A 12,351-nucleotide genomic window follows, 5' to 3' on the forward strand; every position below is an offset into this window, starting at 1 on the left:
TTACTTTTAAATGACTTTGTAAAGCTGATACCACCCCCGCTCATGTATCACCTAAACTTTTAAAAACAGCAAGCCCAGGCCATATTTTGACCTGGGCTTGGATAATTTAGTCTGACTTTTCGCAGCTTTACTTCAGCACCGCAATAGTCACCCCGTCCCCGCCTCTATCGGCGTGCTCGTCGGCCACGCTGGCCACGGCGCGCTGGCTGCGCAGGTAGTCGCGTACCACCTGGCGCAGCACGCCGTTGCCGCGGCCGTGCAGGAACTTGATTTCGGGCATGCCCAGCATCACGGCGTCGTCGACGAAGGCCATGGTTTTGGTCAGGGCATCTTCGGCGCGCTCGCCGCGCAAATCCAGCGTGGGGCTGAAGTCGGCCATGCGGCTGGTCAGGTTCATGTTGCCGCCGGTGCCCAGCTTGGCGGCGGCCGATTTGGCCGCCTGCTCCCGTTCCTTGATTTCGGCGCGGCTCAGCTTTTCGAGCTGGGCCACCTTCACCAGGGTTTTGAGGCCGCCGAACATGACTTCGGCGGTTTTGCCTTTCACGCTCACCACTTCGCCGTGGCCTTCCTGGCCCAGCAGGGCCACTTTGTCGCCGGGCTGCAGCTCGCCGGCCTCGGCCAGCTCGCGGCTGGGACGGGCCTTGGGCGGCTCAATCTGCAGCTCCTTGCGCACGAAGGTTTCCAGCTTCTCGCGGGCCTGCTTGTTTACTTCCTTGTCGGCGTTGCCGCGGCGGATTTCGCCGATGGTGGCTTCGATTTTCTTGTTGGTATCGTGCAGCAGGGCCTTGGCCTGCTGCTTGGCAGTGCGCAGGGTTTCGAGCTTGGTGTCTTCGAGGTGCTGCTTGAGGTCCTGGTACTCCTGGGCGGCTTTCTTGAGGCGGCGCTCGGCCTTGGCGGCTTCGGCGGTGCGCTGCTCCAGCTCGGTCTTTTCTTTTTCCAGGCCTTCGAGCAGGCGGTCGTAGCGGATTTTGTCTTTGCCTACCAGCTGCGTTGCGCGCTCCACCACGTCCCTGGGCAGGCCAATTTTGCGGGCAATTTCGATGGCAAACGAGGAGCCCGGCTTGCCCACTTCCAGGCGATACAGCGGCTGCAGCTTCTCCGGGTCGTAGCGCATGGCTCCGTTAATGAGGTGGGGCGTGCGCTCGGCGAAGTTCTTCAGATTGGTATAGTGCGTGGTGATGACGCCGAACACGCGGGAGCGGTTGAGCTGGTCGAGCACAGCTTCGGCGATGGCGCCGCCCAGGCTGGGCTCGGTGCCGGTGCCAAACTCGTCAATCAGCACCAGGCTTTTCTTGCCGGCCAGCAGCATAAACTGCTTCATGGCCAGCAGGTGGCTGGAGTAGGTGCTCAGGTCGTTTTCCAGGCTCTGCTCGTCGCCGATGTCGAGGAAGATGTCCTCAAACACGCCGGCTTCGGAGTTGTCGGCGCAGGGAATGAGCAGGCCCATCTGCAGCATGAACTGCACCAGGCCCACGGTTTTCAGCGTCACCGACTTGCCCCCGGCATTCGGGCCGGAAATGACCAGGATGCGCTGCTCGTGGTTGAGCTCCAAATCCAGCGGCACTACTTCGCGGGCATCGCCCGAGTCTTTTTTGTGCTGGGCGAAGGCCAGCTGCAGCAGGGGGTGGCGCACACCGTACCACTTCAGCAGGGGCTTGTTGTGCAGCTGGGGCAGCTGGCAGCCCAGGCTCACGGCCAGGCGGGCCTTGGCCCGGATGAAGTCGATGAGGCCCAGGTAGTGGTAGGCCTTACGCAGGTCGGGCAGGTGGGGCCGCAGCTGGTCGGTGAGCACCGTCAGGATGCGAATCAGCTCGCGGTGGTAGGCGTTGTCAAGGTCTTTGATGTCGTTGTTGAGCTCAAACACCTCGGCCGGCTCGATAAACACGGTCTGCCCCGAGGCTGACTCGTCGTGAATCAGGCCCTTTACGCGGCGCTTGTGCTCGGAAATGACGGGCAGCACCAGGCGCCCCCCGCGGATGGTGGGCTCGGCGTCGCCGGGAATCCAGCCCTCGGCCTTGGCGTGGCGCAGGATGCCGGCAATCTGCCGGCGCAGCTGGCCCTGACGCTGAATCAGCTCCTGCCGAATCTGGCGCAGCAGCGGCGAGGCGTCGTCGCGCACGGCCCCGTCGTCGTCCACCACCTTATCGATGGCGGCCAGCAGGTTGCGGTCGACCTGCACGCCCACGCCCAGCAGGCGCAGGGTGGGGAACATACCCTCCTCGGCCTGGCTGAAAAACATCAGCGCCTGGCGGATGGTGCGCATGCTCATCTTCACCTCGTAGAAGGCGGCCACGTCGAGGTAAGCCCCGGGCAGGGCGGCCCGCTTGAAGTGAATCTGGGCGTCGTGGTAGTGCGAGGCGGGGAAGTCGGCCCCGGAGCGCAGCAGGTAGGTGAATTCGTCGGTTTGCTGGAGCAGCTTCAGCAGCGGCTCGTGCTTGGTTTGAAACTCCATGCGCGCCACGTACTGGCGGCCCATGGCGGAAAGGCAGCTGGCTTCGAGCTGCTCGCGCAGGGTGCTGAAGCCAATCTTTTGTTCGAAGTGCTGGGGTAAGAGCAAGTAAGTAGTCTTTCGGTATTCGGTAATAGGATACGAAGGTAAACAGCAGCCGGGCCGGGAAGATTCGCAGGTGGGGCCGCAAATGCGCGAGGTGGGAGTTAGCCTGCGATGTGAGCAGGACCTGGCGGCTGGCCTAGGCTAGCGTGCGTCTGAGACTCCCTGGTCCAGAATATGCCAATTGGTTGCTCTTTCCGCATTAATAACGGCTACAGGTTAGCTGGAACAAGAAATTTTCCAAACCATCCTTTATAAGGCGGCTCAACAGGGAACTGCCCCGTAGCTTTGGCACTATTTGCATTCTAAAAATTGATTCTTTTGCATGAAGCATCTTTCCTTTTGTATTTTATCCATTCTGGGCCTGGGACTAGCTGCCTGCAGCGAGGAGAAGTACGTGCTGGACGTGTACTCTACCATGCGCTACGACGTGCTGCGCCTGCCTACGGCCGCCGACACCATGGCCCTGCAAACGGTTGACTTCGCTACCACGCGCGACGGCTTCGTAGGCGGCGACAACGGGGCCCTGTTCGCTACTGCCGACGGCGGGCAGACCTGGACGCGGCGCTCCTCCCCTACCACGGGCACCATCTACAAGCTGCTGTTCACCAGCGCCACTGCGGGTTGGGCCGGCACGGGTAGCGGGCTTTTCCGCACCAGCAACGGCGGGCAAACCTGGCAGTACGTGCCCACCTACAACGTTTTTGGCTCCACGGGTGATGCCATCTACGACCTGCAGTTCGTTACGCCCCAGGTGGGCTATGCCGTGGGCAGCTCGGGCAGCATCAACAAAACCACCAACGGCGGCAGCACTTGGACGCCGGTGCAGTTCCGCCGCGACAAGGCCTACACGTTCCGGGCCGTGTCGTTTACCTCGCCCGACTCGGGCTCGGTGGTGGGCGCCAACTATTCGCACTGGTGCACCACCAACGGCGGCAGCACCTGGACCTGGCTCGACCAGTCGACGGGCACGCCCAACAGCACCATCTACGACGTGCTGCGCTTTAACGACCAGACCTACCTGCAGGCTGGCCCGCGGGGCTTCGAGGCGTTCGAGACCAGCCAGAGCTATGCCTACACGCCCGACGAGCGATACGGCTTCACCATCTACGGGCTGGCTTCGGCCGGGCGCAAGGGCCCGGCCATTGCCGTGGGCCAGCGCAGCATCATCCGCCGCCACCCCGAGTTCAGCACCAGCCAGCACACGCCCTGGGTGTACGTGCATGCCCCCGACGGCACCAGCTACAAAGCCACCTACATCGCCGCCGACTTCGCCGACCCCACTACTTTCTACGCCGTGGGTACCCGCGGCATTGTTCACCGCTTTCACTACCAGTAGCCCATGACTAAGTTTTTACTTCCGCTGGCCTTAATGGCTGGCTGTATGCTCGCCGGCCCGGTGCAGGCGCAGGTCAGCAAGTTTCACGGCGACCTGGGCGTGGGCCTGGTGCCCCTGCGGGCCACCGGCCCCGTGCAGGGCAACCCAAATGGCTACTCCGGCCTCGAAAACGGCTACGTGCTGGAAACCGTAAGCGGCAACTTCTTCCTGCTAAATGGCAACCTGGGCTTTGATACCGCACTGTACCGCCTCGGCGAAACCGAGCAGGCGCTGGGCGTGTCACTCAACGCCGGAGCCGGCCTGCTCGGCACTACCCGCCAGGACATGGACGGCCTCAACAAGTCTTTTATTCTGGACTTTCCGGAGTATGTGACTTACCGCTACGGGGCCAAAGCCGTGAAAAAGGCCAAAAAGGACTATGGCTTCGGCGTGGGCCTGGGCTACCGCTTCTGCAAGTTCGTCCTGCCCTTCAACGCGCCCAGTGCCATGGTTGAGGGCGTGTACGCCACGGCCGATGCCGACTGGTTTATTCGCTTCAGCGCCGACCTGCGGCCCATGCGGTTCTACAACCAGTACTCCAGCGAAGGGCTGGTGGAAGTGCTCAGCATCCGCCAGTTCAACTGCCTTATTGGAAAGTCCTTTTAGTTTTTTCACCTGTTTGCTTCCCCTACTTCATGAAGCTTTTCTACGCTACCCTGGCCGGGGGCGCCCTGTTGCTGGCCACTACCTCTGCCATGCTGCCCCCGCCGGGCCCGCCCGCGCCGCTGCAGCCCGTGCAGTCCATTGCCCTGGGCACGCATGCGGCCCTGGCCGGCACCATTCAGCTGACCGACCGCAACACCGTGCTGCTGCTCACCGACACGGAAACGCCCAACATCCACCTGCAGTGCCTCGACCCGAAAGGCAAGACCGTGTGGGAAGCCAACGTGGAGCGCTACCAGCGCGACCGGTACGCCGACAACTTCAAGGCCATCGGCGAGCTTTTCCTGCCCCCTAAGTCCAAGGAATCGCAGGCCCAGCTGGAGCAGCTGCACCTGGCCAAGCTGGTGGCCATGCAGGTACTCAGCGAGGGCAACACCATCTACACCGTGGAGCGCCTGGAGGAAAGGGCCCTGAAGAAACTGCCCAAAGGCAGCCCGCTGAAAGCCGGGCAGGTCCACGTGCACCGCATCGACGGGCAGGGCAAAGTAAGCAAGGTCATATTCGACGGCCGCCCCCAGCTGGAGTCCCGCAAGTCGGAGCAGTACTGCCTGGGCCGCTACGTCGACGGCGGCGGCTACGTGGAGATTATGCGCGTTACCAACAAGCGCGAGGAAACCGAAGAGTATTTCCTTGACCACTACGACCAGGCTTCGGGCAAGGTGCGCCGCGAGCCTTTCACCCTGCCGGTTCATCCCAAGCAGCCCGGGGGCATGAACTTTTTCAAGGAGTGGTTTCAGGATTGGGCTTACCTGGGCCACCGCCCCAACCAGACGTACTTTGTGCGCCGGGTGCTTACCACTGCGCCTGAGCAGAAACCAGGGCAGCAGCCCCTGGTGTACCAGGTGCTGACCACCGACGACAAGGGCGCTACCACCGGCAACTTCAGCACCATCCTGGGGCTGGACAAAGGCACGGCGCCGCGCTCTTCGGGCGACATCAGCAACCTGGGCGAGCTCGACCATATTCCCTTCTATTACACGCATTCGGCCGGCCGCTCCTCCATTACTTACGACGGCTGGGACAACAACACGGGCCATACCGGTAGCTTCTGGCTCGACTACGCCACCGGTGACGTCATCATCTACGGCGAGTACGACGAGGAGGAGCTGCCCACCGCCAGCCGGCTATACGACCTGAAAGGCTATTTCCAGCGCCGCTACGCCGCCGACGGCAGCCCTAAGGAGCAGGTGCAGCTGAAATACGGCGAAGCCATGCGCGCCAAGAAGAAAAACAACCTTTTTGCCGGCGGCTTCAACATGTACTACCGCCGCCAGACCCGCTTTCACCTCGACCCACTTTCGAAGCAAGCCCAGTACAGCTTCTGGCTGAACTCCGTGTACGGCTCAGATGAGATGATTGACATGTTCATCACGCCGGACATGAAGTACAAGCGCTACGACTACGCCAACAAAATCAACGGCCCTGAGCACCTGTATACCGTGGTGATGTTTCCGCAGCACTTCTGGCTCTACAAGAACTCGTTCGATGCCCACGACTACCGCGTGTACGAGCGGGCCGGTGCCGACGAGCCTCCCGTGTACGCGGCTCTGGAAAAGCTACGCCGCAGCAGCGGCAGCCAAATGCCATTCCACGAGTTTCACCTCATGCCCACCGGTGATGGCAACGGCCTGGTGGTTGAGCGCAAAACCCCGGTAGGAGGCAGCCTGCAGGTGTACACGTTCTAGATTGTAGGGCTTAGGGACTTAGGTCTTAGGTTTTAGGAGTTATACGCCGGGCTTATTCTATCGGCTTCTAAAACCTAATCCCTAAGTTCCTAATACCTAAGTCCTATCCACTCCTGCCCCAAACAGCGCGAAGTCGTACTTCACCGGGTCCAGCGGGTCGAGCAGGCGCAGGTTGGCGGTGAGCTCCTCGGCGGCGTCCCAGTCGACGAGCTTGCGGGTGAGCAGGCCCAGAGGACGGGCCTGCCGCTCCACGTGCAGGTCGATGGGCATAATAAGGTCGGCAGGCGACATGCCGGTCCAGAGGCCAAAATCCACGCCCCGGTCGTCGCGCCGCACCAGCCAGCGCAGGTACATGTTTATGCGCTTGCAGGCCGACTTGCGGGCCGGCGTGGCCACGTGCTTGCGGGTGCGGGCCGGCGCCTCAGGCAGGCTGAAGAAGATGTTGTGAAAGGCTACGAGTCGCTCGCGCTGGGTGCCGCCGTGCAAGAAGGCCGGCTCCAGCGAGTCGTGCTGCCCGTACCACCAGCGCAGCCAGTGCACGAAGTACAGCAGGTCGGTGTCGCAGAAGGTTCGGTGGCAGAACTTCAGCAGCCTTTTCAGCTCCTCTTCGCTGTGCCGGGTGATAAACTGATGGGGCGCATCATCCATGCGCTGCATCAGCTCGCTGCACTTCTTAATAATGGTGGGCCGCTGCCCCCAGGCCAGCAGCGCCGCAAACAGCCCGCTGATTTCAATGTCCTGCTTTAGCGTAAAGCGGTGCGGAATCTGAATGGGGTCGTTGGCAATGAAGCCGGGGCGGTTGTACCGCTCGTACCGCTCGTCGAGCAGGGCGCGCAGCTCCTGTAAGGTTGTCTGAACCACGGATTGACACGGTTTTTTGGATTGCACAGATTTTAGCTCCGCTGACCTTCGGTTGTGGACGACTCAGTCCCTATGTCTGAACCATGGATTGACACAGATTTTTCGGATTGCACGGATTTTGGGAACGCAGCAGAACCGTGCCTATCGGCCTTGACGAGGCGAAGGTCGGGCTTGAACAAAAAGGCAGCCTTGCGGCTGCCTTTTTGTTTGGCTTGCCCTCGAATGCAAATCGTCTACAAAATCCGTGTAATCCGAAAAATCCGTGTCAATCCGTGGTTCAGACAGGCTCTACGGCACGTAGCTCGTCTCCACGCGGAAGCGCGAGTCGGGGGTGCCCAGCTTTTGCACGGCACGGGGCGAGAGGCGCACCAGGATGTTGTTGTTCTCGCCCGTTTCGGGCAGCTTGCCGATAACGCGCACGTACACCGACTGCCCGTTCATGCTGTTCTTCACCTGCATGATGGTGCCCACCGGCGCGGTTTTGTGCAGGGCCAGGTACTTATCCGTTACGCTCTTGTCGATGGCCGCCCCCAGGCCGCTTTCCGTGACGCGGGTCACCACTTCGCTGGCGCGGGTAGGCGCCCGGTCTTCGCGCTCGTGCTCGCTTTCGCGCTCCTTTTTATCGGCATCGCGCTTCTCGGGTTCCTTCTCCGCCGGTGCGGTAGTGGTCACCGTTGCAATCTGTGCGGGCTTCGCCGGGTCGGGAGCTTTCGTATCGGGTTCAGGCGCCTTGGTTTTGGGCTGGTAGGTTACGGCCACCGGGCTGCTGGCGTCCGTGCCTTCGCCACCGCTGAGCAGCAGCACCTGCCCCAGCCGAACGCCGCCTTCGGCCGGCAGCTTGTTGAGCTTGATAAGGTCGGCAGGACTCATGTCGTACTTGCGGGCAATGGCAAACAGCGTTTCGCCCTTGGCCACGGTGTGCGTTTTAGGCGTACCGGCCGGCGCAGCGGTTGGTTTGGCCGCTGGCTTGGTTGCTGGGGCGGCGGCGGTGCTGGCCCCACGGGGCACAAATACAATCTGCCCCACCCCCAGGCCATTGGCCAGCTGCGGGTTGGCCGCGTTCAGCTGGTCGACGGTGATGCGGTAGCGGCGGGCCAGGGCAAACAACGTTTCGCCACTGGCTACGCGGTGCTTTACAAAGCGCTGACCGCCGCGTACTTCCACCCCAATCGAATCGGGAGGGGCCACGGTGGGCCGTGTCAGGCTGGTCGTACCGGGCCCGCTCAGGGCCATTACTGTCAACAAAGATGCGAGTAAGGTCATACGAATCAACAATCAAAATCCACACCAGCAAGTGCTGCCAGTGGCCAACGACCCCGGGGCCGGACGCGGCAAAATAACGAAGAATGCAGCGGGCAGTTGTGCAAAGCACTAATTGGGCCAGGCTTCTGACGCCAAAGTTGCGTTCTTTGAGCCGTTAATTTCGTGCTTTTCCCTCTATCCCGCATGATTCTCGGACTTATTCCCGCCCGTTTTGCCTCCACCCGCCTGCCGGGCAAGCCCCTGGTTGACTTAGGTGGGCAAACCATGATTCAGCGCGTGGTGGCCCAGGCCCGGCAGGCCCAGCTGAGCCGCGTGGTGGTGGCCACCGACGACGAGCGTATCCTGCGCCATGTGCACGACTTCGGCGGCGAGGCCGTACTCACCCGCCCCGAGCACCCCAGCGGTACCGACCGCCTCTGGGAAGCATTCCAACAGCTGGGCAGCCCGGCCGAGGTGCGCTGCATCGTGAATATTCAGGGCGATGAGCCCTTCATTCACCCGGCCCAGATAAATGCCCTCACCGACTTATTCCAGGACCCGGCCCAGTCGCCCGACATTGCCACGCTCGTTAAGCCCGTGGTTTCGGAAGAAGAGCTGTTCAGCCCCCACCTGCCCAAGGTAGTACTGAGTGCTCAGGGTAAGGCCCTGTACTTCAGCCGCCACCCCCTGCCCTACCAGCGCCAGCAAGTGCCTGGCGACTGGCTGCAGCATCACCGCTACCTGCGCCACCTGGGGCTCTACGCCTACAAGCCGGCCGTGCTGGAACAGCTTACCCGCCTGCCGGTTTCGCCGCTGGAAGCGGCCGAAAGCCTGGAGCAGCTGCGCTGGCTCGAAGCCGGCTACCAGATTCAGTGCGCCGAGACCGAGCTCGACGCCTTCGGCATCGATACGCCCGAGGATGTGGAGCGGGCCCGGGCGCGGCTGGCGGCTGGCTAGCCGCCAGCCTTCTTGGCCTTGTAGCCTTCCTTGAGCAGCACCTCCAGCACTTTATCGCGGAAGTCGCCCTGCACCAGGATTTCGCCATCCTTGGCGTTGCCACCCACGCCGCACTTGGTTTTCAGTAGCTTGCCCAGGGCCTGCAGGTCGGCATCGGCGCCAGTAAAGCCGGTTATTAGCGTTACCTGCTTGCCGCCGCGCTGCTTTTTATCGAGCTGCACGCGCAGCTGCTGCTGCTGGGGCGGCAAGGTAGCAGCTTCGCCCTCCTCATTGGTCTGGTAGCTGAAGCTGGGGTCGGTGGAGTACACAACTCCCTGGCGGTTCTTTTTCATGTTGTTGGTTACTTGTTCCTGGTTTCTTGTTCCTGGTTTCTGGTTGTCGGAGGCCAGTCTGATTGAAAACAAGAAACCAGCAACCAGAATCCGGAAACCTCTACACGGCCACTTCCAGAGCCAGCGGCAACAGGCCTACGTCGAAGGTAGTGGCATGGCCGATGTAGTCGCCGTCGACGTGGAAGCCCAGGGGGCTTTGCGCCTCTACCCGTCCTGCCGTGATGCGGAAATACTCGGCGGCCTTGCTTTGGGGCAGGTTGCCCAGGGCCATGCCCAGCGACACCCGCAGGGCCCGGCCCACGGGCAGGGAGTCAATCAGGCATACATCGAGCAGGCCGTCGCGCAGGTCGGCCAGCGGGGCGATGTAGGCGTTGTTTCCGTACTGCGAGGCATTGGCAAAGGCCAGCACGTAGCAGTTGGTCTGACGCTGCTCACCATTTAGATACACCTGCACCGGCACGGGTTGGTAGCGCCGGTACTCGCGTAGGGTCACGCTCAGGTAGGTGCTCAGGCCGCGCTTGCCCGCCTGCGCAAAGTGCTGGCTGACGTGGGCATCAAATCCCAGCCCGGCGGTGCAGAAAAACGGGTGCCCGTTCATGGTGCCCACATCCATGTGGCTGAACTCCGGCGCCGTCAGGCGGCGCAGGGCGGCCGGCAGCGCCAGCGGCACCTTCAGGTGGCGGGCCAGCCCATTGCCCGAGCCCTGGGGCAGAATGCCCATGGCAGTTGCGGTGCCCAACAGTCCCCTCCCTACCTCGTTCACGGTGCCATCGCCACCAATGGCCACGACCACCCGAAAGCCTTCTTCAGCGGCTGCGCGTGCCAGCTCCACGGCGTGTCCGGCCCGTTCCGTCAGGCGGATGACATAATCGGGCTCCACGGCGCCAAAGTGCCGGGCGATAAGCGCCGGCATGTCCAGCCGCCGGCTGGGCCCGGCAATCGGATTGAGGATAAAACAGGTTTTGGGCATGCGGGAAACAGGCGCAGCCTGCGGCAAAGGAATGAAAGGCCCAAAGATGGCCAGGGTACTCACAAAAACCGCCCGCCCCGCCACTGGGGCGGAACGGGCGGCTTGGTTTACGCGAAGGGCAGCTAGCCGTTCATTTTCTCACCCAGGCGCTGAATCAAGTCAGCCGTGCGGGTAGAGTAGCCGGTTTCGTTGTCGTACCAGCCCACTACCTTCACCAGCGTGCCGTTGCAGGACGTCAGCTCCGAGTCGAAGATGCAGCTGTGGGGGTTGCCCACGATGTCGATGCTCACCAGCGGGTCGGTGCTGTACTCCAGGATGCCTTTCAGCTCGCCGTCAGCGGCGGTTTTCAGGGCGTTGTTTACCTCGTCCTTGGTTACTTCCTTTTTCAGAATCACCGTCAGGTCGGTCATGGAGCCGTCCGGAATGGGCACGCGCATGGCCACGCCGTCGAGCTTGCCCTTCAGGTGGGGCAGCACCAGGCCCACGGCCTTGGCAGCGCCGGTGCTGGTGGGAATGATGCTGTAGGCGGCAGCGCGGGCGCGGCGCAGGTCTTTGTGGGGCGCGTCCTGCAGGTTCTGGTCGGAGGTATAGGCGTGCACCGTGGTGATGTAGCCTTTCTCAATGCCAAAGGCATCGTCCAGGACCTTGGCCATGGGAGCCAGGCAGTTGGTGGTGCAGCTGGCGTTGCTGATAATGGTTTCCGAGCCGGTGAGGATGTCCTCATTTACGCCCAGCACTACGGTGGGGATGTTGCCCGTGGCAGGCGCCGAAATCACTACTTTCTTCGCACCAGCCGTGATGTGCTGACCAGCACCAGCCTCGTCCACGAAGCGGCCCGTGGACTCCAGCACCACGTCGATGCCCATGTCTTTCCAGGGCAGCAGCTTGGGGTCGCGCTCGGCCAGGGCGGCGATGCGCTGTCCGTTTACCGTCAGGCTGTTTTCGTCATAGCTCACCGAACCGTTGAAGCGGCCGTGTACCGAGTCGTACTTCAGCAGGTGGGCCAGCGTCTTGTTGTCGGTCAGGTCGTTGATTGCAACAACTTCCACATTGTCGCGCTCGAGCAGCGACTTAAAAGTGAGGCGGCCAATGCGGCCAAAGCCGTTGATGGCGACTTTAATTTTTGCCATTGGAAAATGGGGAAAGAGTAAGTGACCGGGCACCCACGTGGTAACCCGTTAAACGCGGGGCGAAGATAGCAGGCATAAGAGGAAGGCCCATCATTACCCCGCCGCTAAGCCTTATTTCGTTCTATATCGTCGGCCAACTCCATGTTTATCGGACAGCCCCTGCCCTATGCTGAAAATTTTTCTCCCTGAAAAACAAGCTCCTTTGCCCTTATCTGCACTTTTTTTTGAAGACACCCTTGCAGTGAAAACAAGCTGCTGTATCTTTGCACCACCAAAACGAAACAAGGTCCGTTCGTCTAGGGGTTAGGACTGCAGATTTTCATTCTGCCAACAGGGGTTCGATTCCCCTACGGACTACTAAAAAGGCCCTCTGCAATGCGCAGAGGGCCTTTTTGTTTTCCTTGCGTTTCAACTGTCTTTCGGGCTAAATGAGCAATTGTAGCTACACAGTCCGGAGAATTGACTTGAAGAAGCCACCGCTTCGACGAATGAACATTGCTAGCCAGGCTCAACATGCTTCAGCTGTCTTTTGCCAGCACTGCTAGCCTTTTATGTGAGCCTGCAGCCTCTGTTCCGGAGATT

Annotated in this window: 10 protein-coding genes and 1 tRNA gene; 5 read left to right on the forward strand and 6 right to left on the reverse strand. The window is 61.4% G+C overall.

Translation table 11 applies throughout. The features are described 5' to 3' along the window. Positions 1-127: 127 nt before the first annotated feature. Positions 128-2,557 carry an endonuclease MutS2 gene (locus tag ABD919_RS18255; RefSeq protein WP_345237491.1) on the reverse strand — a complete coding sequence of 810 codons (2,430 nt, stop codon included), beginning with the start codon at positions 2,555-2,557 and terminating at the stop codon, positions 128-130. Positions 2,558-2,876: 319 nt separating this feature from the next. On the opposite strand from ABD919_RS18255, the gene ABD919_RS18260 reads away from it, so the two are divergent. Genes ABD919_RS18260 through ABD919_RS18270 form a run of 3 tightly spaced genes read left to right on the forward strand, consistent with a single transcriptional unit; the run spans position 2,877 to position 6,277 of the window. Further along, a complete protein-coding gene (locus ABD919_RS18260; protein ID WP_345237492.1) occupies positions 2,877-3,890 on the forward strand; it encodes a WD40/YVTN/BNR-like repeat-containing protein in 1,014 nt (337 codons plus the stop codon). 3 nt (positions 3,891-3,893) lie between these two features. Next, positions 3,894-4,535 carry a hypothetical protein gene (locus ABD919_RS18265; protein WP_345237493.1) on the forward strand — a complete coding sequence of 214 codons (642 nt, stop codon included), beginning with the start codon at positions 3,894-3,896 and terminating at the stop codon, positions 4,533-4,535. Positions 4,536-4,564: 29 nt separating this feature from the next. Beyond that, positions 4,565-6,277 carry a hypothetical protein gene (locus tag ABD919_RS18270; RefSeq protein ID WP_345237494.1) on the forward strand — a complete coding sequence of 571 codons (1,713 nt, stop codon included), beginning with the start codon at positions 4,565-4,567 and terminating at the stop codon, positions 6,275-6,277. Positions 6,278-6,373: 96 nt separating this feature from the next. On the opposite strand, the gene ABD919_RS18275 is transcribed toward ABD919_RS18270, so the two are convergent. Beyond that, positions 6,374-7,138, reverse strand: a complete 765-nt coding sequence (locus ABD919_RS18275; protein WP_345237495.1) for a TIGR02757 family protein — start codon at positions 7,136-7,138, stop codon at positions 6,374-6,376. A gap of 288 nt (positions 7,139-7,426) precedes the next feature. Then, complete coding sequence (locus ABD919_RS18280; RefSeq protein ID WP_345237496.1) at positions 7,427-8,401, reverse strand: LysM peptidoglycan-binding domain-containing protein; 975 nt, start codon at positions 8,399-8,401, stop codon at positions 7,427-7,429. 183 nt (positions 8,402-8,584) lie between these two features. Here ABD919_RS18280 and kdsB point away from each other — a divergent pair, with 183 nt between their 5' ends. After that, the gene (gene kdsB, locus ABD919_RS18285) at positions 8,585-9,337 is read left to right on the forward strand and encodes a 3-deoxy-manno-octulosonate cytidylyltransferase (RefSeq protein WP_345237497.1); all 753 of its coding nucleotides are present in this window, start codon (positions 8,585-8,587) and stop codon (positions 9,335-9,337) included. On the opposite strand, the gene ABD919_RS18290 is transcribed toward kdsB, so the two are convergent. The 3 genes from ABD919_RS18290 to gap all read right to left on the reverse strand — a co-directional run bounded on the left by ABD919_RS18290 (position 9,334) and on the right by gap (position 11,769). Then, positions 9,334-9,669: a translation initiation factor gene (locus ABD919_RS18290; RefSeq protein ID WP_345237498.1), complete on the reverse strand. Its 336-nt coding sequence runs from the start codon at positions 9,667-9,669 to the stop codon at positions 9,334-9,336. The two genes, kdsB and ABD919_RS18290, sit on opposite strands and share 4 nt — an antisense overlap. 100 nt (positions 9,670-9,769) lie before the next feature. Then, positions 9,770-10,639, reverse strand: a complete 870-nt coding sequence (locus ABD919_RS18295; RefSeq protein ID WP_345237499.1) for a diacylglycerol/lipid kinase family protein — start codon at positions 10,637-10,639, stop codon at positions 9,770-9,772. Between the two features lie 122 nt (positions 10,640-10,761). Beyond that, complete coding sequence (gene gap, locus ABD919_RS18300; protein ID WP_345237500.1) at positions 10,762-11,769, reverse strand: type I glyceraldehyde-3-phosphate dehydrogenase; 1,008 nt, start codon at positions 11,767-11,769, stop codon at positions 10,762-10,764. 285 nt (positions 11,770-12,054) lie between these two features. Here gap and ABD919_RS18305 point away from each other — a divergent pair. Further along, positions 12,055-12,126, forward strand: a tRNA-Glu gene (locus ABD919_RS18305). Positions 12,127-12,351 lie beyond the last annotated feature (225 nt).

Source organism: Hymenobacter saemangeumensis, assembly GCF_039541835.1.
In the GTDB taxonomy this organism is placed as follows: Bacteria; Bacteroidota; Bacteroidia; order Cytophagales; family Hymenobacteraceae; genus Hymenobacter; species Hymenobacter saemangeumensis.